The organism is Microbacterium sp. Root53 (assembly GCF_001426925.1).
Taxonomy (GTDB): domain Bacteria; phylum Actinomycetota; class Actinomycetes; order Actinomycetales; family Microbacteriaceae; genus Microbacterium.
In genome coordinates this window covers 31,117-48,592 of record NZ_LMFR01000024.1, presented here as the reverse complement: position 1 = coordinate 48,592, position 17,476 = coordinate 31,117, and the positions used below count along the sequence as shown (strand labels likewise).

Genomic DNA, 17,476 nt, shown 5'->3' with positions numbered 1-17,476 from the left:
CGAGGCTGAGCGTCCGTGGTGCGCCGCGAGGCGGCGGGTGGATCGGGTGGGGGTGGATGCGGCGAGCCGCGGGTCAGGGAAGCCTCCGGACGGGGATGTCCCCGCCGGGCAGGTCGGCCGGCGTCGCGATGCGCGTGCCGGGAAGGGCGGCCGTGGCGGAGCCGTATCGGATGGCTGCGCGCAGCCGGCCGTCGGCGTCCTCTCCGGCGAGGTCGGCGAGCAGGAAGCCGGCGAGGGCGCTGTCGCCCGCTCCGACCGTGCTGCGCACATCGGTGGGCGGCGCCGCGGCGTGGTGGGCGCCCTCGGCGTCCACGAGCACCGCGCCGTCGCCGCCGAGCGTGACGAGGACCGCGCCCACGCGATGCGGCACGAGGGTCGAGGCGAGCCGGACGGCGTCCGCGACGGTGTCCTGGTCCGCCTCGCTCGAGGTCGCGAGACCCAGGCGGGCCACGGCGTCGACGAGCTCCTCGTCGTTCGGCTTGATGAGGTCGACGGCGCCACAGGCGAGCACCTCGGCGAGGGCCGGGCCCGACGTGTCGACCGCGATGCGCGGCGCGCGGGCGGCGCGCGTCCGCACGGCCTGGATGACCTCGACGTAGAAGTCGGCGGCGACGCCCGGCGGGAGCGAGCCGCACAGGGCGAGCCAGCGCGCGCCGTCGGCCGCCTCGACGACCGCGTCGATCAGGGCGGCCGCCTCGGCCGGCGCGAGCCCGGCGCCCGGCAGGTTGATCTTGGTGGTCTCGCCGTCGGGCGACGTGAGCGTGATGTTGGAGCGGGCGTGCCCCTCGATCGGCACCGCGCGCACGGGGAGCCCCGCGGTGTGCTCGCCGTAGGGGTCGTCGTCCGCGAGCGGCAGCACCGCGAGCGTCTCGGCGCCGGAGGCGACGACCACGCGCGACACGTTCACGCCCTTGCCGGCCGGATCAACGCTCGACGACTCCGCGGCCTGCACGGCCCCCGGCTCGAGCGGACCGGCCAGCTGGATCGTGCGGTCGAGCGACGGGTTGGCGGTCAGGGTGACGATCATGCGATCCACACCTCCACGTCGGCGTCCTCGAGGGCCGCGGCGAGCGCGCCGGAGGGCGCGCGGTCGGTCACCAGCAGATCGATCTCGTCCAGGCGCGCGAACCGCTGCAGCGACTCGTCGCCGAACTTGGACGCGTCCGCGAGCAGCACCACGCGACGCGCGGAGCGGACGATCGCGCGCTTGACGTCGGCCTCGTCCGGGTCGGGGGTGCTCGCCCCGAAGGCGGCGCTCAGCCCGTTCGTGCCCACGAACGCGATGTCGGGGCGCATCGACTCGATGGCCTGCACGGTTCCCGCGCCCACCGCGGCGCCGGTGATTCCGCGCACGCGCCCGCCGATCGTGGTGAGGGGCACGCCGCCGCGCGTGGTGAGCAGCGCGGCGAGCACGGCGGAGTGGGTCACGACCTGGGCGTCGGGGCCGGCGAGCCGGTCGGACAGCAGCTCGGCGACCGCGCCGGTCGTGGTGCCCGCGTCCAGGAGCACGGATCCGCGGAAGTCGTCCCCCAGCGCCTCGACGGCCCGGCGGGCGATCGCGTGCTTGGCGGGGCCGCGCTGTCCGGCGCGCTCGCGCAGGTCGGCCTCGGCGGCGCTCCCCCGGTCGGCGGCGACGGCCCCGCCGTGCACGCGGCGCAGGACGCCGGCGCGCTCCAGCAGCGCGAGGTCGCGGCGCACGGTCTCGGTCGTGACGTCGAGCCGCTCCGCGAGGTCGGCGACGGCGACGCGCGCCTCGTCCCGCAGCACCTGCTCGATGAGCTCTCGTCGCTCCGTCGCGTACATGGCACCCTCCTTCGGATGCCCACAGACTACAACACAATCCCACAGAAACACAGATGTTGTTTCTGCGGGTGGTCGTTGAGCGGAGGCGAGGAACGAGCCGGAGTCGAAACGTGGCCGAACCTCCCCGACCGGCTGGGTCGCTTCAGCCCGTTTCGACTCCTCGCTGGCGCTCGTCGCTCAACGACCACGAATGAGGGTCCCGGCTTCGACTCGCTCCGCTCGCTCAGCCCGTTTCGACTCCGCTTCGCTCCGCTCAACGACCGGGAACAGGCCGGTCATCTACCGTCGCGCGAGCGTGCGATCGCTTCTAGAAAAGAAGTCCTTCTCAGCTCAGGCCGCTGTACGCGTGCAGACCCTCGAAGAACATGTTCACGATCGTGAAGTTGAAGATCACGGCGGTGAAGCCGACGATCGAGAGCCAGGCCGAGCGGGTGCCGCGCCAGCCGCGCGTCGCGCGGGCGTGGATGTAGCCGGCGTAGAGAACCCAGATGATGAAGGTCCAGACTTCCTTGGTGTCGAAGCCCCAGTAGCGGCCCCACGCGTCCTGCGCCCAGATGGAGCCGGCGATGAGGGTGAACGTCCAGAAGATGAAGCCGATGATGGCGAAGCGGTAGGCCATCCCCTCGAGCGCCTCGGCGCTGGGGAGCGTGCGCAGGAACGAGCGCTGGGGCTCGGCGTCCTTCGCCTCGAGCGCGAGCCGCTCGCGGCGCGCCTGCAGCAGCTGCAGCACCGAGAGCCCGAACGCGAGGGCGAGGAAGGCCGTGGCGAGCGACGCGACGAACACGTGGATGACGAGCCAGACCGACTTGAGTGGATCCATGAGCGGCACGATCTGCACGTAGAACGACAGGGTCGCCGCCCCCAGCAGCACCGTGACGAGCCCCACCATGAACGTGCCGAGGAAGCGCAGGTCGCGCCAGAACAGCACGCCCAGATACACGGCCGTGATGAGCAGGGTGCCGGTCATCGCGAACTCGTACATGTTCGACCACGGCACGCGTCCCGCCGCGATCCCCCGCAGCACCGTGCCGCCGAGGTGGAACAGGAAGCCGAGCACCGTGAGCGAGGTGCCGATCCGGCCCATGACCATGCGCGGCTTCGCGGCGGCAGGCGCGTCCTGCGCGACGCCGTTCACGGTGGTCCCCGATCCGGCCCCGACCAGCACGCGCTCGCGCGCGGCATCCTGACGCTCGAGCGAGAGCTGCGAGCGGCGCGCCAGGTCGAACGCGTACGCGACGAACGCGAGGGCGTAGACCGAGATCGCCGTCCAGATCAGAAGAACCGAGATCTCGTCCAGCGAGAGCGCGTCAGGGTGCATGAGCCCGATTATACGAGCGCCCGCTTCGCGCTCTCTGTGGGCGGGCCCTGTCCGCGGGGCCCGGGCCCCGGTAGCGTGCGGGCATGGCCATCGCGCTCGAGAACGTCGGCATCGCCGTCCGGGATCTGGATGAGGCGATCGCCTTCTTCACGGACCTGGGCCTGGAGGTCGTCGGACGCGACACGGTCAGCGGTGAATGGACCGACACGGCCGTCGGGCTGGACGGCAACCACGCGCGCATCGTGATGCTGGCGACCCCCGACGGCCAGGGGCGCCTGGAGCTCTTCGAATACCTGCATCCCGAGGTGATCGAGACCGAGCCGACGCGCCCCAACGAGATCGGGATGCATCGCGTCGCGTTCTCGGTGGACGACCTCGACGCGTCGCTCGAGATCGCCGCGCGGCACGGATGCCACCCGCTGCGGGGCGTGGCCACGTATCGGGACCTCTACCGGCTGACCTACCTGCGCGGCCCGAGCGGCATCCTGGTGATGCTGGCTCAAGATCTGCGGAAAGGCTGACGCTTACGCGTCGTCGGCGCCGAGCGCGGCGCGGTGCTTGGTGCGCAGGTCCGCGATCGCGGTCGCGAGCGTCGGGTCCTCGCCGCGTGCGAGCGCCGCGTACTCGAGCCGGATGCCCGCGTCGTCCGCGGTCGCCTTGACCCAGACGCGGCGGCGCGGCACGAACAGCGCGGTGAGCAGGCCGAGCATCGCGAGCACCGCGAACGCCAGCACGAAGATCGCGGACCCGTCGTGGTGCGTCTGCAGCGACACGAAGCGCTTGACCGATTCGGTGAGGCCCACCTGCGAGCGGTCGGCATCCGCCGGGGTCTCGTCCTCGAACGTGACCGTGCCGAGGCCGTTCGGCAGCTCGACGGTCTCCCCGGGCGCGAGCTCGAGCGAGTCGATGTCGACCTGCGGCCCGGCGATCTGCTCCATGCCGCTCGGGTCGAGCTCGTACACCGAGCTGGGCACGCCGTCGTCGACCCCGAGGTCGCCGACGTACACGTTCAGGGTCAGCACGGGGTTGAGCAGCTCGCCGAATCCGGACGAGAAAGCGCCGCTCGCGAGCTGCATCTGGGTCGGGTAGAAGAAGCCGATCATGCCGACCTGCTCCGGCAGGCCGTCGGGGATCTTCACGACGCCGAGCGAGGTCATGTTGGCGTCCTGCGGCAGGAACGGCACGGGCTCGCTGTAGACCGTGGTGCCGTCGGGCGCCTTGACCGTGATGGTCGGCGCGTAGCCGTTGCCCAGCAGGTAGACCCGGTCGCCCGCGACGTCGAGCGGGTGGTTGACGCGGACGGCCTCCTGGCGCTCGGCGCCACCCGGCTCGACGACCGTGACGTTCGCCTGGAAGTCGCCCGCCTGGCCCGCGCCGCTGGTGCCGATGGGCTGGTACGTGACGTCGAACGAGTCCAGGCGCATGGCGTACGGCGTCAGGGCGTCGTCACCCACGAAGCGGCCGCGGTTCATGGACGAGTAGTCGACCAGCGAGTTGACCACGGACTGGCCCTCGATGATCACCTGCTGACCCGTGTACGCGAAGCCGCCGCCCACCCCGACCGATACCAGCACTCCCACGAGGGACGCGTGGAACACCAGGTTGCCGGTCTCGCGCAGGTAGCCGCGCTCGGCCGAGACCGAGAACGCGCCTCGCCCGTCGTAGCGCTCGACCCGGTAGCCGCTCGAGCGCAGCTGCGCCTCGGCCAGGTCGACCGCGTGGGCCGCGTCGTCCGCGTCGCCGGCGATCCGGTCCTCGAGGTGGTCGTCGAGGCGCGCGAGCCGCGCCGGCGTGCGCGGCGGGCGCGAGCGCATCGCCTTCCAGTGGTGCTTGGTGCGCGGCAGGATGCAGCCCACGAGCGAGACGAACAGCAGCAGGTAGATCGCGGAGAACCAGGCCGACACGTAGACGTCGAACATCTGCATGGCGTCGAGGATCGGGAACAGGTCGGGGTTCTCCCGCTCCCACTGCGTCACGCCGTTGGGGTTGGCCATCCGCTGGGGGAAAATCGACCCGGGCACGGCCGCGATCGCGAGCAGCAGCAGGAGGACGAGCGCGGTGCGCATGCTGGTGAGCTGCCGCCAGCCCCAGCGCAGCCATCCGACGACGCCGAGCGCCGGCTGGTTCACGCCGGAGTCGGCGTCGCTCTCGACGTGGTCCGACGGGCGCAGGGGCTCGGATCCGTCCCGCGCGGCCTTCCGGGCGTCGGTCTGGTCAGAGAGGGAGCGGGACATTCGCGAACACCCCCTGCAGGCGGTTCATGATCATGGTCCACACGCCGGTCACCATGAGCACGCCCAGGATGACCAGCAGCACGCCGCCGACGATGTTGACGACGCGCACGTGGCGGCGCAGGAACGCGAGGGAGCGGGTGGCCCAGCCGAAGCCGAGCGCGACGAGCAGGAACGGGATGCCGAGGCCCAGCGAGTACGCCAGCCCCAGCAGGGTCGCGCGGCCCGCGTCGCCCTGGTCGTACGAGATCGCGAGGATCGCGGTCAGGGTCGGGCCGATGCAGGGCGCCCAGCCGAGGCCCAGAGCGACGCCGAGCAGCGGCGCCCCGACGAGCCCCAGGTCGCCCTTCAGGTGGAGCTTCGCGGTGCGCTGCGCGAAGCCGAAGAAGCCGATGAAGACGAGGCCGAGCAGGATGATCAGGACGCCGAGCACGCGCGTGATCGCGTCGCCGTAGAGCAGCGAGAACCGCTGCGTCGCGCCTCCCGCGATGCCGCCGAGCACGATGATCGTGACGAACACGAGCGTGAACCCGGCGATGAACAGCAGGACGCCGCCGAGCAGCCGGCCGCGTCCGGCGGGCGCCTCGGCGCCCTTGGGCGAGACGGCGCCGCCGATGAAGCCGAGGTAGCCCGGCACGAGCGGCAGCACGCACGGCGACAGGAACGAGATCAGGCCCGCCAGAAGCGCGATCGGGATCGCGGCCCACAGCGCGCCGTCGAAGACGACCGAGCCCGGGTTCATCCGCGGCCCGCCGCGCGCGACCGCTGGGTCACGCGCCCTCCTCGAGGGTCTCCCCCACGAGGGTCGACAGGATCGACGCGCTCTCGAGCTGGCCGATGATGCGGGCGGCGACGCGGCCCTCGCGGTCGAGCACGAGCGTGACCGGGGTCGCGTTGACGGGCGTGGCGGCGACGAACGCGAGCTTCACGGCGCCGTCGTGCACGTCGATGATGCTGGGGTAAGTCACGCCGTGCTTCTCGGCGAACGAGATCGCCTGGTCGGCCTGGTCACGGGTGTTGATGCCCACGAAGCGCACACCCTCGGCCTGGTACTCCTGCCACACGGACTCGAGGTCGGCGGCCTCCGCGCGGCACGGGTCGCACTGGGCGTACCAGAAGTTGACCACCACGACCTCGCCGGCGACGTCCTCGCTCGAGAGGGCCTCGCCCGTCTCGGTGACGCCCGCCCACTCGACGGGCTCGCCCCGATCGGCCTCGCCGATCTCGGTGACGGCGAACTCGCCCGAGATGTAGCCCTGGTTCCCGCCCTCCAGATACTGCTGGCTCACGGGATCGGGAGCGCACGCGGCGAGCGCGAACGCGAGCCCGGCGGCGACCAGCGCCGCGGCGATCCGGCGTGCGCCGCGCACGCGCGGCGAGACGGTCGGGACGGCGACGGGAGGCACGCCCCCAATCCTACGTTCGCGCATATGCGGCGGCTGTGCGCCAGCCGAAAGCGCCGCCCGCCGGGGCGCGCCCGCTCGACGACCGACATCTTCCCCGTGGTCGTTGAGCGGAGGCGCGCCAGCGCCGGAGTCGAAACGTGGCCGGATCAACCCGACCGGCCGAGGAGCATCGGCGCCGTTTCGGATCCTCGCTGGCGCTCAGAGCGAGACGACCACGGGGGTGTCGGCTTCGACTCGCTGCGCTCGCTCAGCCCGTTTCGACTCCGCTTCGCTCCGCTCAACGACCACGAGGGGGCGACCGTCGTGCGAGCGAAGCGACCGTCTGGCTCAGACCGCGCCGACGTCGACCGCGTCCTGCAGCGGGGCGGGCTCGGCGTACGCGACCTCGCGCCAGACGTCGCCGTGGCGCTCGAACGACGTGACGCTCGAGAGCGCGCAGCGGCGGGTGCGCGGGTCGTGCGGCAGGGGCAGACCGGCGACCGAGAGGTGCGTGAGCCAGATGGGCGCCTGGTGCGAGACGATCACGACGTCGCCCGAGTGCGTGCCGTGCCACGCCTCGTCGAGCGCGGCGTGCATCCGGTCGACGACCTGGGAGTACGGCTCGCCCCAGCTGGGGAGCGACGGGCGGCGCAGGTGGTGCCAGTTCCACGGCTTGCGCAGCGCGCGGCTCATCCGCATGCCCGCGAAGACGTTGGTCGGCTCGATCACGCGCTCCTCGAGCCGCACCTCGAGCCCCAGCAGCTCGGCGAGCGGCTCCGAGGACTCCTGCGTGCGCTGCAGGGGCGAGCTCAGCAGCGCCGAGACCGGCCGGTCGAGCGACAGGATGTGCTCCGCCGCCGCGCGCGCCATCCGGCGCCCGTCGTCGCTCAGGCGGAAGCCGGGCAGCCGCTCGTAGAGCACGCGATCGGGGTTGTAGACCTCGCCGTGACGCACGAGGTGGATCCGTTCGGCCGTCACGTGCCCCATCCTACGGAAGCCGCGCGCGGCCCTCTCCGACGTGCGCCGGAGCGCCGTCGGGCTCGCCCCGGGCACCCCGGATACCGTGGGCGCGTGATCAGTCGCCCGCGCCGGATCCGCCGCCTCGCGGCGGGCGCGATCGCGGCCGCCGTGGCGCTCTCCCTCACCGCGTGTGTCGCGGAGCCCTCCGACGGCGAAGCGCAGCGCGACCCGGCTCCGTCCTTCGCCGACGCGCGCACGACGCAGGTCGACGCCGAGGGCGCGCGCTGGGGCGCGGCCGGCGTCGCGATCGACGTGCCCGACGGCGCCGTGCGCACGAACGTCGCCAACGTCACGGTCGGCGCACGGATCGGCGAGGCCGACTCCGGGATCGCGCGCGAGGTCTTCGGCACGCCGGTCCGGCTGGAGTCGGCGGGCACCTTCGCCGATCCGATCACCGTCACGTGGGATCTGTCGACCCTGCCGGCCGAGGCCGCGGCGAGCGCGTCGCTCGTGCGCTGGGATCCCGACCTGCGCGTGTGGGCGCCCGAGCCCGGCGCCGTGGTCGAGGGCGGCCGCCTGACCGCCGGGATCACGCAGCCGGGGACAGTCGCGTGGGCCGCGGCGTCCGTGCAGGACGGCCCCGCGCCGACTCCCGCGGTGGACCTGCCCGCGTGCGGCGACGCCGACCTGCCCGGCTGGGTCGCGACCTACGCCGATCCGGATGCCGAGCGCCCCGAGTCGGCGATCACGGCGTGCGTCGAGACGCACCGCTCCGATGTGCTGACGGTGCGCACGCGCAGCCGTGGCGACGTCCCCCGGGCGCTCACCCTCACGGGCGAGGCCGCCTTCGACTGGATCACGCGCGAGCGCGGCGGATCGCGGTTCTGGACGCTGGCGGCGAGCCTGGTGGACGACGAGCGCACCGCGCTGCTGCCTCCGGGCGGCGGCGTGGACGTGGGCCTGAGCGAGCCCGACGGCGGCGCGCACCGCGCGGTCGCGTACGTGGACGTCCGGACGGCCGCGCTGGATCTGCTCGCCGCGTTCGCGCGACGCGTCTCGCTCGGCGAGGTCCCGGATGCGTCCACGACGGGCCTGCTGTCCCACCTGTTCCGCTGCGCCACCGCGGGGGGCGGCGACGTGCAGGACGCATCCGCGGTCGCGGCCCTGGGCGCCGAGCTCACGACGTGCGCGCGGCAGGTGCCGGGGGCGGGCGAGACCTCGACCGCCGCCGAGGTCCAGGGCCGCCGCGCGGCCGAGGCCGCGGCGCGCATCGGCGCATCCGGCGCCTTCGAGGAGCTGGCGGAGGCGCGCTCGGAGGCGCTCGTGGCGGCCGCCGCGGCGCCTGCGGGCGGCGCATCCTGGACCGTGCTGGGCGGATCCGACCCGGCCGAGCTCGGCGCGTGGGAGCCGACGTGCGACGACGCCGAGGCGGACGCCGCCGCGCTCTTCGCGAACCTGGCGGGTGCGCCGGAGTTCGCGGGCACCGACGGCTCGCTCGCGACGCATCCCGGGTGGCCGACGGCGACGGTCGCGGCGGTCGCGCCCTTCGCATCCTGCTCCCCCGACGACCGCGCCCGCTTCGCGGCGCAGCTGCCCGACCAGTGGGCGGATCCGGAGGCCGCCCGCCTCGCGGTCGACGCGCTCGCCGGCCTCGGGCTCTCGCTGCTGTCGTGCGACGACATCTACGAGCTCGCGGCTCCGCTGGCCGAGGGCTTCCACGGCCTGCGCGGCATCACCGCCTCGGGCACCGGCCGCGTGGCGTGCGGCTGGGCGAGCGAGCGCGGCAAGGCCGTCACCGACCCGGGCATCCGGTCGCGCGTGCAGGTGTGGGTGTCGCGCGAGAGCGCCGACGCCGAAGAGGTCGCGCAGCGCCGCTCCGAGGCCGAGAAGACGGAGCTGGGCGGCGTGCAGCGCTCGGACATCCTGGACGCCGCCGGCGGATTCGTGGTCGGCGCGTACGTGCCCACGGGCCTCGAGCTCGAGTCCTGGCTCCCCGGCTACCGCATCGTGGTCACGACGACGAGCACCGACGACCCGGCGCAGTGGCGCATGCGCGAGGGCGTCGAGGCCGTCGAGCGCATCGCCGCGGCGCTGACCGCCGACTGAAAGGGCTTGCCCCGAGTTGTCGCCACGTGGCGGCGACTCGGGGCAACGGCGGGTCAGTCGGCGCGGTTTTCGGCGCGCAGCGCGCGGATGCGGGCCACGACGAACCAGGCCACCGCCACGATCACGACCGCGATCACGATGTTCTGGAACACGTCCATGTACTGCTCGACGATGTGCCAGGCCTCGCCGAGGTACCAGCCGACCAGGATGAAGATCGTGTTCCAGATCAGGCTGCCTGCGCCCGTGAAGAGCACGAAGCGCCACAGCGGCATGTGCACGACGCCGGCCGGGATGGAGATCAGGCTGCGGAAGATCGGGATGAACCGGCCGAAGAACACCGCGGCCCCGCCGTGGCGGTGGAACCACGCCACCGTGCGGTCGACGTCCTCGACCTTCATGAGCGGCAGGCGGTCGGCGATCCGGCGCAGGCGCTCGAGGCCGAACCACGCGCCGATGCCGTAGAGCACGAGCGCGCCCACGATCGATCCGACCGTGGTCCACAGGATGGCCTCCCACAGCGCGAACGAGCCCCGGGACGCCGCCAGGCCCGCCATCGGCAGGATGGCCTCGCTGGGCAGCGGCGGGAACAGGTTCTCGGCTGCGATCGCGATGCCGGCGCCGTAGGGGCCGATCACGTCCATCAGGGAGACGACGAAGTCGACGAGCGACCCCAGCCAGGAGCCGTCGGTCGTGGTCTCGGTCGTCGTCATCATGTGGCGGCATCCTCCGGTCGGGGCACGATCCCTCCGACGCTATCGAGCGGAGGTGTCCGGATCCTGGGTGCGGGCCCCCGGATCCGCTTCCGGCTGTCCCGAACCGCCGCGATCCGCCGCGGAAAACCGCACCGCCTAGACTTGTCGGGTTCCGTCACGCCCCAGGAGGATCCTGAAGTGCTTCGCACCCACACCGCCGGCTCGCTGCGAGCCGAGCACATCGGTCAGACCGTCACCCTCACGGGCTGGGTCGACCGCCGACGCGATCACGGCGGGGTGGCGTTCATCGATCTGCGCGACGCGTCGGGCATCTCGCAGGTCGTGATCCGCGACGAGTCCGTGGCGCATCCGCTGCGCAGCGAGTTCGTGCTGAAGGTCACCGGCGAGGTGTCGAAGCGCCCCGCGGGCAACGAGAACCCGAACCTGCCGACCGGCGAGATCGAGCTCATCGCGAGCGACGTCGAGGTGCTCAACGAGTCCGCGCCGCTGCCGTTCCAGGTCGCGAGCGGCCTGGCCGACGCCGACCCGATCGGCGAGGAGGCGCGCCTCAAGCACCGCTACCTCGACCTGCGCCGCCAGGGCCCGGCGCACGCGATCCGCCTGCGCTCGCAGGTGTACAAGGCCATCCGCGACGTCCTGCACGCCCGCGAGTTCGTCGAGGTCGAGACCCCGACCCTGACCCGCTCGACGCCCGAGGGCGCCCGCGACTTCCTGGTGCCGGCGCGCCTGCACCCGGGCAGCTGGTACGCGCTGCCGCAGAGCCCCCAGCTGTTCAAGCAGCTGCTCATGGTGGGCGGCGTCGAGAAGTACTTCCAGATCGCGCGCTGCTACCGCGACGAGGACTTCCGCGCCGACCGTCAGCCCGAGTTCACGCAGCTCGACATCGAGATGAGCTTCGTGGACCAGGAGGACGTCATCGAGATGATGGAGGACGTCATCCGGGCCATGTGGGCCACGATCGGCGTCGAGGTGCAGACCCCGCTCCCCCGCATCACGTACGCGGACGCCATGGCGAAGTACGGCTCGGACAAGCCCGACCTGCGCTTCGGCCTGGAGCTGGTCGAGGCGACCGAGTACTTCAAGGACACCCCGTTCCGCGTCTTCCAGTCCGAGTACGTCGGCGCGGTGCTGATGCCGGGCGGCGCGAGCCAGCCTCGCAAGACGCTCGACGCGTGGCAGGAGTGGGCCAAGCAGCGCGGCGCCCGCGGCCTCGCGTACGTCCTGTTCAACGAGGACGGCACGCTCGGCGGCCCGGTCGCCAAGAACCTGTCCGAGGCCGAGCAGGCGGGCCTGGCCGAGCTCGTGGGCGCCCAGCCCGGCGACTGCGCGTTCTTCGCGGCCGGCACGACCAAGGCCTCGCGCGCGCTGCTCGGCGCCGCGCGCGTCGAGATCGGCCGCCGCCTGGGCCTGATGGACCCCGACACCTTCGCGTTCACGTGGGTCGTCGACGCCCCGATGTTCGAGCCCGCGGGCGACGCTGTCGCATCGGGCGACGTCGCGGTCGGCGCCGGCGAGTGGACGGCCGTGCACCACGCGTTCACGGGCCCCAAGCCCGAGTTCGAGGACACGTTCGACACGGACCCCGGATCGGCTCTCGCCTACGCGTACGACATCGTCTGCAACGGCTCGGAGCTCGGCGGCGGATCCATCCGCATCCACCGCGAGGACGTGCAGAAGCGCGTCTTCAAGGTGATGGGCATCGACGAGGAGCAGGCGCAGGAGAAGTTCGGCTTCCTGCTCGAGGCCTTCAAGTTCGGCGCCCCGCCTCACGGCGGCATCGCGCTCGGCATGGACCGCGTGCTGCAGCACCTGACCAAGACCGACTCGATCCGCGAGGTCATCGCGTTCCCGAAGTCGGGCGGCGGCTTCGACCCGCTCACGGAGGCGCCCGCGCCGATCACGCCGCAGCAGCGCGCCGAGGCCGGCGTGGACGCCGTGCCTGAGCCCGCCGAGGCCTGAGCCCCCCGGGACTGACCGCGGTCAGTCCCGGATGGGCTCGCCCGCGGGATCGAGGACCCACCAGACCTCGTCGACGCCCTGGCCGTTCGTATCGCCGGCCGCCTGATCGCCCGCGAAGTAGTACAGCGGCCAGCCGTTCAGGGTGAGCTGCGGCTCGCCGTCGACGCCGGTGATGGTGCCGACCTCGCCGGTCACGCCCTCGGCCTCGACGTCCTCGCCGCCGGGCACGGGCGGCCAGTTCCCCAGGCACTGGCCCTCGCACGTCGAGACGCCCGCACCCTGCTCGTCGCTGTCGAACTGGTAGACGACCTTGCCGTCGCCGTCCACGACGATCGTGCCGAGGTCGGTCTCGGCGGTGGTGAGCGACACCGCGCCCATCGTGCCGGTCTCGCCGCCGTCGGAGCCGTACGGATCCGTCCCGGGCGACATCGGCCCGTCGCCCGCACCGCCGCCGCATCCGGCCAGCGCGGTCGCGAGCGCCGTCGCGCCCAGCAGCACCGCCGCGGCGCGGCGGCTGAACCTCGTCCTCATGACGTGCTCCCCTCGTCGGAGTCGACCCCTCGGGGTCGCGGGCCGCGAAGACGGTCCGACGGGAACACGAGCCGCGGGTCCCCGGCGTTCACCCCTCGCGCGGAACCGGGACGCTCATCAGGATGTCGCCGCCCTCCGCGCGGACGGCCAGGCTCGCGATCCGCTCGACCGGGAGCGAGGTCGCGGCCTCGAGCTCGACCGCGCGGCCCGGCATCGCGCCCCACGTGGACACCTGCTGCGAGCGCCCGTCCACGTCGGTCACGACGAGCGCGTAGCCGGCGCCGGCGCCATAGCCGTATCCGGCGTCCGGGTACTCGCACCGGATGACCAGCCGCGTGCCCCACGCGACGGGCTCGAGCCCGACCTCGACCGACATCGCGGCCGACTCCAGGGCGACCGTGACGTCCGGTTCGTCCGGCGCCTCCATCGCCGCGGGCACCCCGATCGCGAGTGCGAGCGCGACCGCGGCGGCCGCCGCCCATCCGGCGATCCGCGCGCGGACGCCGCGCACGCGGCGCCGCTCCCGCTCCCGCATGCGATCGAGGAGGTCGGCGGGAGGGGCGGGCGGCGCGGCGTCGGGTGCGCCCGCCCGTGCCAGAAGGCCGGGCATGGGCACGAGCTCCCCGACGGCTGCGCGGCACCGCGCGCACTCCTCGAGGTGCGCCTCGAACCGGCGCCGGTCGGCGGGAGTCAGAGCGCCGAGCACGTACGCGGCGTCCCATTCGGCGAGCGCGTCGTGGTCGCTCATCGCGTCACGCCCCTCTCCTGGAACGCCAGCCGCAGCGCGCGCAGCCCGTAGTGCAGCCGCGACTTCACGGTGCCCTCGGCGATCTGCAGCTCGCGCGCGAGCTCGGCGGTGCTGCGCCCGCCGAAGTAGGCCCGCACGATGACCTCCCGGTGGTGCTCGTGCAGCGACGCGAGCGCGTCCTGCAGCAGGATCGCGTCCAGCAGCTCCTCCGTGCGGTCCTCGACGGCTTCGTCGGCCGGCTCGTCCTGGGTCTGCTCGTGCCGGCGGCGCGCGCTGCGCGCCTGGTCGATCACGAGGTGCCGCGCGACCGTGAACAGCCAGCCGCTCAGCTGATCCGGTTCCTCGTCGAGGATGCCGGGCGTGCGCCAGGCCCGCAGGAGCGTCTCCTGCACGACGTCGTCCGCGTCGGCCGGACGGCCGGTCAGGGCCACGACGTACCGCCAGATCGCGCCCGCGTGGCGGTCGTGCAGCTCCCGCAGGGCCGCGTCCCGGCCGCGGTCCGCCCGCCTCGGCTGCGCCGTCATCGGCCACGCGCTCCGCCCTCGGGGCCGATCGTCCATGCCGTGCACACGTCGCCGGCGCCCGTCAGGTTCATTGTGGTCACTGCGTGAACCGCGCGACACCCGGTCGCGTGGTCCCGGCATGGAGATCCAGGGGCTCCCGGCGCACCCGCTCGTGGTGCACCTCGTCGTGGTGCTGATCCCGCTGACGGCGCTCGCGCTGATCCTCGCGCAGCTGTGGCCGGCCGCGCGGCGGCGGCTGGGCCTCGTGCCGCTGATCGCGGCGGTCGCGGTCGCGGCGCTCGTGCCCTTCACGATCGCGGCCGGTGAGGCGCTGGCGGCCGTCGTCGGGCCGCTCCCGGATGTGCAGGCGCACGAGGCGCGCGGACGCGCCGTCCAGCCCTGGGCGCTCGCGCTGCCGGTCGTGGCGGCGGGTCAGTGGGCGTGGTTCCGCCGGGGCCACGACCGCATCCGGCGAGACGGCGCCGCGCGGGCGATCACGCTCGGGATCGGCGCCGCGGTCCTGGTCGTCGCAGTCGGCGTGGTCGTGGCCGTGGTGCTCGCGGGCGAATCGGGTGCCCGCGCCGTGTGGGGCGGGCTGCTGGGCTGAGCCGGCGTCAGATCTCGACGTCGATCGCCGCGCGGCCCGATCGGATGGTGCCGATGTACTCGGCCGCCTTCACGTGGGCCGGGTGCGTGCCGTACGCCTCGAGCGCGGCGAGGTCGTCGAAGTCGGCGACGAGCGCGAAGTCCATGTTCTGACCCTCGAACGCGACGTTGCGCGACACGTCCATGGCGCGCAGGCCGGGCACGACGCCGACGAGCGCCTCCAGCTGCGCCTTGGCCTCGGCGACCTGCGCGTCCTTCTCGGCGGGGTCGGTGGCGGTCAGCTGGAACATGACGATGTGGCGGAGCATCCGGGAATCCTTCGGGGAAGAGGGTCGTGGGTCAGGCGGTGGGAGCGGCGTCGATCAGCGCGGCGCGGAGCCGCTCGGGCGCGACGCGCCAGTGGCCGTGCAGTCGGTCGTCGATCAGCACGACCGGGATCTTCTCCCACCACAGGTCGTACAGCGCGGGGTCGTCCTGGATGGACGCCTCGCGCACCTCGACGGCGTCGGCGACGGGATCGGGGAGGTCGGCCAGCACCTGGTCGATCACCTCGCGCGCGACGTCGCACAGGTGGCAGTCGGGCTTGCCGATCAGCGTGAGCGTCGTCACGTGAGCGGGGCTCAGAGCTCGACGGGGTAGCCGGCCTCGCGCCAGGCGCTCGTGCCGCCCGCGACGTTGGTGACCTCGTAGCCGCGCTCGCTGAGCGCCTCGACCACGCGACCGGAGCGGCCGCCGAGCTCGCAGATCACGTCGAACGGCTCGGCCGGAAGGTCGCCGATCCGCTCGCCCAGCTGCGACATGGGGATGTTCACGGCGCCGGGCACGTGACCGGCCTCGTACTCGTGCACCTCGCGCACGTCCACCAGCGGGACGTCCTTGCGGTCGTGGAGCTCCTGGACCGAGATCTCGTTCATGCGTCCATTATCGACGCCGCACGGGGGCCGGGGCGTCCGGCCGGATCAGACCGCGGTGATCCGGCGCTCGTGCCATCCCGTCGCGCCGTCGGGCGCGGGCGGCGCGGTCTCGCGCGTCTGGGTCTCGCCGGCCGCGCTCACGGCGCGGCACCGGATGACGTGCCCGCCGGCCTCCAGCGGCACGCGGGCGGACCACTGCACCCACGTGTCCGCCGAGATCGCGGTCGCGAGATCGGCCCGCTGCCAGGGCCCGTCGTCGACCTGCACCTCGACGCCTACAATGCCGACGTGCTGCTGCCACGCGACTCCCGCGAGCACCGTCTCGCCGGCCGGCACCTCGCCGGCGCGGGGCACGTCGATCCGCGACTGCAGCTTGATCGGCCCGCGCTCGGACCAGCCCCGGTCGGTCCAGTACGCGCGGGCGCGGTCGAACCGCGTCACCTCGAGCTCGACGACCCACTTGGTCGCCGACACGTACCCGTACAGGCCGGGCACGACCATCCGCACGGGGAAGCCGTGCTCGAAGGGCAGCGGCTCGCCGTTCATGCCGACCGCGAGGATCGCGTCGCGCCCGTCGGTGAGCGCCTCGAGCGGCGTGCCGGCCGTGAAGCCGTCGTGCGAACGCGACAGCACCATGTCGGCCTCGGGCAGCGGCACGGCCCGCGTGAGCAGTTCGCGGATCGGATGCCCGAGCCAGACCGCGGTGCCGATCAGGTCGCCCCCGACCGGGTTGGACACGCAGGCCAGGGTCGTGACGCTCTCCTCGAGCGGCAGCGCGAGCAGCTCGCCCCACGTGATCACGACCTCGCGCTCGACCATGCCGTGGATCCGCAGCCGCCAGTCGGCCGGGTCCAGCTCCGGCACGATCAGCGCGGTGTCGATGCGGTAGAAGTCGACGTTCGGGGTGACGACGGGCGCGAGGCCGGGGATGCCCAGCTCGGCGGCGGCCGGGACCTCGGCGCGCCGCGCGGCGGCGGGCAGCCGCAGTCCCGCCCGGACCGCGGCGACCGCGCTCTCCCCCGCCCGCAGCGACGCGGCCCACGCGATCGCGAGCGCGCCCGCCACGGCGGCGCCCACGCCCCCGATCAGCACGCGCCGACGCGAGACGCCCGACGCGTCCGGCGCCGGCGTCGCGTCCGCCCTGGGCGCGAGCCAGGTGACCGCCGCGGACGCCACGACACCCGCGACGATCGACGGCACGGCCGCGAACGGCCCGGCGTTCTCGCGGCTGAGGGCCGCCGCGACGCCGAGCCCGCCGAGCAGCGCCGCGAGCACGGCGCCCCACGGCGGCCGCGCGCGCTGCAGCAGCCCCGCCGCCGCGGCGACCCCGGCGAGCGCCAGCGCGATCCCCGTGAGCAGCGCGATCTTGTCGGCCGTCCCGAACAGCGCGATCGCGAGGTCCTTGGCCCACGCGGGCGCGAGGTCCACGAGCACGCCGCCCACGGCGGCGACCGGGCTGGCGCGCGGCGCGAGCCACGCGGCGATCAGCTCCCCCAGCCCGGCTCCCGCGACCACGGCCGCGACCCCGGCTCCCGCCGCCGCCCACCGCACGACGGCTCGGCTCGTCGCCCGCCCGCGGTCGTCGCTCATGGCGTCCTCCCGATGCCGGCGCTCCGCGGCCGGCCCGGTCTCATCGTCCGCCGCGGCGGCCCCGGCCGCCAGGCCCCGGCCGAGAGCCCCCCGGAAACCAGAAACGCCG

Annotated in this window: 19 protein-coding genes; 4 read left to right on the top strand and 15 right to left on the bottom strand. The window is 73.6% G+C overall.

Translation table 11 applies throughout. From position 1 onward, the window contains the following. Positions 1-73: 73 nt before the first annotated feature. From ASD19_RS11745 to ccsB, 3 genes are all read right to left on the bottom strand, one after another. Complete coding sequence (locus ASD19_RS11745; protein ID WP_055992987.1) at positions 74-1,027, bottom strand: 1-phosphofructokinase family hexose kinase; 954 nt, start codon at positions 1,025-1,027, stop codon at positions 74-76. Further along, positions 1,024-1,803 (bottom strand): DeoR/GlpR family DNA-binding transcription regulator, encoded by a 780-nt coding sequence (locus ASD19_RS11740; RefSeq protein ID WP_055992986.1) that lies wholly within the window; start codon positions 1,801-1,803, stop codon positions 1,024-1,026. The genes ASD19_RS11745 and ASD19_RS11740 overlap by 4 nt, the downstream gene beginning before the upstream one ends. Positions 1,804-2,128: 325 nt before the next feature. Next, positions 2,129-3,121 carry a c-type cytochrome biogenesis protein CcsB gene (ccsB, locus tag ASD19_RS11735; protein WP_055992984.1) on the bottom strand — a complete coding sequence of 331 codons (993 nt, stop codon included), beginning with the start codon at positions 3,119-3,121 and terminating at the stop codon, positions 2,129-2,131. Between the two features lie 83 nt (positions 3,122-3,204). Here ccsB and ASD19_RS11730 point away from each other — a divergent pair, with 83 nt between their 5' ends. Continuing rightward, positions 3,205-3,642: a VOC family protein gene (locus ASD19_RS11730; RefSeq protein WP_055992982.1), complete on the top strand. Its 438-nt coding sequence runs from the start codon at positions 3,205-3,207 to the stop codon at positions 3,640-3,642. A gap of 3 nt (positions 3,643-3,645) precedes the next feature. On the opposite strand, the gene resB is transcribed toward ASD19_RS11730, so the two are convergent. From resB to ASD19_RS11710, 4 genes are all read right to left on the bottom strand, one after another. Further along, a complete protein-coding gene (resB, locus tag ASD19_RS11725; RefSeq protein ID WP_055992980.1) occupies positions 3,646-5,355 on the bottom strand; it encodes a cytochrome c biogenesis protein ResB in 1,710 nt (569 codons plus the stop codon). Further along, positions 5,336-6,094: a cytochrome c biogenesis CcdA family protein gene (locus tag ASD19_RS11720; RefSeq protein WP_055992977.1), complete on the bottom strand. Its 759-nt coding sequence runs from the start codon at positions 6,092-6,094 to the stop codon at positions 5,336-5,338. The genes resB and ASD19_RS11720 overlap by 20 nt, the downstream gene beginning before the upstream one ends. A gap of 28 nt (positions 6,095-6,122) precedes the next feature. Continuing rightward, on the bottom strand, positions 6,123-6,758 hold the full coding sequence (locus ASD19_RS11715; RefSeq protein ID WP_235563044.1) for a TlpA family protein disulfide reductase: 636 nt from the start codon (positions 6,756-6,758) through the stop codon (positions 6,123-6,125). A gap of 327 nt (positions 6,759-7,085) precedes the next feature. Next, positions 7,086-7,715, bottom strand: a complete 630-nt coding sequence (locus ASD19_RS11710; RefSeq protein WP_055992975.1) for a histidine phosphatase family protein — start codon at positions 7,713-7,715, stop codon at positions 7,086-7,088. Between the two features lie 93 nt (positions 7,716-7,808). Between ASD19_RS11710 and ASD19_RS11705 the strand changes: the two genes are divergently transcribed. Next, on the top strand, positions 7,809-9,803 hold the full coding sequence (locus tag ASD19_RS11705) for a hypothetical protein (RefSeq protein WP_055992972.1): 1,995 nt from the start codon (positions 7,809-7,811) through the stop codon (positions 9,801-9,803). Between the two features lie 53 nt (positions 9,804-9,856). On the opposite strand, the gene ASD19_RS11700 is transcribed toward ASD19_RS11705, so the two are convergent. Further along, complete coding sequence (locus tag ASD19_RS11700; RefSeq protein ID WP_442922540.1) at positions 9,857-10,516, bottom strand: DedA family protein; 660 nt, start codon at positions 10,514-10,516, stop codon at positions 9,857-9,859. Between the two features lie 177 nt (positions 10,517-10,693). On the opposite strand from ASD19_RS11700, the gene aspS reads away from it, so the two are divergent. Then, positions 10,694-12,475, top strand: a complete 1,782-nt coding sequence (gene aspS, locus ASD19_RS11695) for an aspartate--tRNA ligase (RefSeq protein WP_055992969.1) — start codon at positions 10,694-10,696, stop codon at positions 12,473-12,475. A 21-nt stretch (positions 12,476-12,496) separates the two neighbouring features. On the opposite strand, the gene ASD19_RS11690 is transcribed toward aspS, so the two are convergent. From ASD19_RS11690 to ASD19_RS11680, 3 genes are all read right to left on the bottom strand, one after another. Then, positions 12,497-13,006 carry a COG4315 family predicted lipoprotein gene (locus ASD19_RS11690; protein WP_055992966.1) on the bottom strand — a complete coding sequence of 170 codons (510 nt, stop codon included), beginning with the start codon at positions 13,004-13,006 and terminating at the stop codon, positions 12,497-12,499. A gap of 88 nt (positions 13,007-13,094) precedes the next feature. Further along, positions 13,095-13,754, bottom strand: a complete 660-nt coding sequence (locus tag ASD19_RS11685) for a zf-HC2 domain-containing protein (RefSeq protein ID WP_055992963.1) — start codon at positions 13,752-13,754, stop codon at positions 13,095-13,097. Further along, positions 13,751-14,278 (bottom strand): sigma-70 family RNA polymerase sigma factor, encoded by a 528-nt coding sequence (locus ASD19_RS11680; protein WP_055992960.1) that lies wholly within the window; start codon positions 14,276-14,278, stop codon positions 13,751-13,753. The genes ASD19_RS11685 and ASD19_RS11680 overlap by 4 nt, the downstream gene beginning before the upstream one ends. Before the next feature lie 118 nt (positions 14,279-14,396). Between ASD19_RS11680 and ASD19_RS11675 the strand changes: the two genes are divergently transcribed. Next, the gene (locus ASD19_RS11675) at positions 14,397-14,864 is read left to right on the top strand and encodes a DUF2231 domain-containing protein (protein ID WP_055992955.1); all 468 of its coding nucleotides are present in this window, start codon (positions 14,397-14,399) and stop codon (positions 14,862-14,864) included. Between the two features lie 7 nt (positions 14,865-14,871). Here the strand turns inward: ASD19_RS11675 and ASD19_RS11670 are convergent, their stop codons facing one another. The 4 genes from ASD19_RS11670 to ASD19_RS11655 are packed head-to-tail and all read right to left on the bottom strand — an operon-like array spanning position 14,872 to position 17,367. After that, a complete protein-coding gene (locus ASD19_RS11670) occupies positions 14,872-15,171 on the bottom strand; it encodes a Dabb family protein (RefSeq protein ID WP_055992952.1) in 300 nt (99 codons plus the stop codon). 31 nt (positions 15,172-15,202) lie between these two features. Continuing rightward, on the bottom strand, positions 15,203-15,472 hold the full coding sequence (locus ASD19_RS11665) for a glutaredoxin family protein (protein WP_055992949.1): 270 nt from the start codon (positions 15,470-15,472) through the stop codon (positions 15,203-15,205). 11 nt (positions 15,473-15,483) lie between these two features. Next, on the bottom strand, positions 15,484-15,777 hold the full coding sequence (locus tag ASD19_RS11660) for a rhodanese-like domain-containing protein (protein ID WP_055992946.1): 294 nt from the start codon (positions 15,775-15,777) through the stop codon (positions 15,484-15,486). Positions 15,778-15,822: 45 nt separating this feature from the next. Continuing rightward, on the bottom strand, positions 15,823-17,367 hold the full coding sequence (locus tag ASD19_RS11655; RefSeq protein WP_055992943.1) for a molybdopterin-dependent oxidoreductase: 1,545 nt from the start codon (positions 17,365-17,367) through the stop codon (positions 15,823-15,825). Positions 17,368-17,476: the final 109 nt, after the last annotated feature.

Bases quoted from the DNA above. Each gene is read 5' to 3' on its own strand.
- ASD19_RS11745 (WP_055992987.1), bottom strand. From the start codon at position 1,027: ATGATCGTCACCCTGACCGCCAACCCGTCGCTCGACCGCACGATCCAG.
- ASD19_RS11740 (WP_055992986.1), bottom strand. From the start codon at position 1,803: ATGTACGCGACGGAGCGACGAGAGCTCATCGAGCAGGTGCTGCGGGAC.
- ASD19_RS11660 (WP_055992946.1), bottom strand. From the start codon at position 15,777: ATGAACGAGATCTCGGTCCAGGAGCTCCACGACCGCAAGGACGTCCCG.
- ASD19_RS11675 (WP_055992955.1), top strand. From the start codon at position 14,397: ATGGAGATCCAGGGGCTCCCGGCGCACCCGCTCGTGGTGCACCTCGTC.
- ASD19_RS11690 (WP_055992966.1), bottom strand. From the start codon at position 13,006: ATGAGGACGAGGTTCAGCCGCCGCGCCGCGGCGGTGCTGCTGGGCGCG.
- ASD19_RS11700 (WP_442922540.1), bottom strand. From the start codon at position 10,516: ATGATGACGACGACCGAGACCACGACCGACGGCTCCTGGCTGGGGTCG.
- resB (WP_055992980.1), bottom strand. From the start codon at position 5,355: ATGTCCCGCTCCCTCTCTGACCAGACCGACGCCCGGAAGGCCGCGCGG.
- ASD19_RS11670 (WP_055992952.1), bottom strand. From the start codon at position 15,171: ATGCTCCGCCACATCGTCATGTTCCAGCTGACCGCCACCGACCCCGCC.
- ASD19_RS11685 (WP_055992963.1), bottom strand. From the start codon at position 13,754: ATGAGCGACCACGACGCGCTCGCCGAATGGGACGCCGCGTACGTGCTC.
- ccsB (WP_055992984.1), bottom strand. From the start codon at position 3,121: ATGCACCCTGACGCGCTCTCGCTGGACGAGATCTCGGTTCTTCTGATC.
- ASD19_RS11730 (WP_055992982.1), top strand. From the start codon at position 3,205: ATGGCCATCGCGCTCGAGAACGTCGGCATCGCCGTCCGGGATCTGGAT.
- ASD19_RS11680 (WP_055992960.1), bottom strand. From the start codon at position 14,278: ATGACGGCGCAGCCGAGGCGGGCGGACCGCGGCCGGGACGCGGCCCTG.
- ASD19_RS11720 (WP_055992977.1), bottom strand. From the start codon at position 6,094: ATGAACCCGGGCTCGGTCGTCTTCGACGGCGCGCTGTGGGCCGCGATC.
- ASD19_RS11655 (WP_055992943.1), bottom strand. From the start codon at position 17,367: ATGAGCGACGACCGCGGGCGGGCGACGAGCCGAGCCGTCGTGCGGTGG.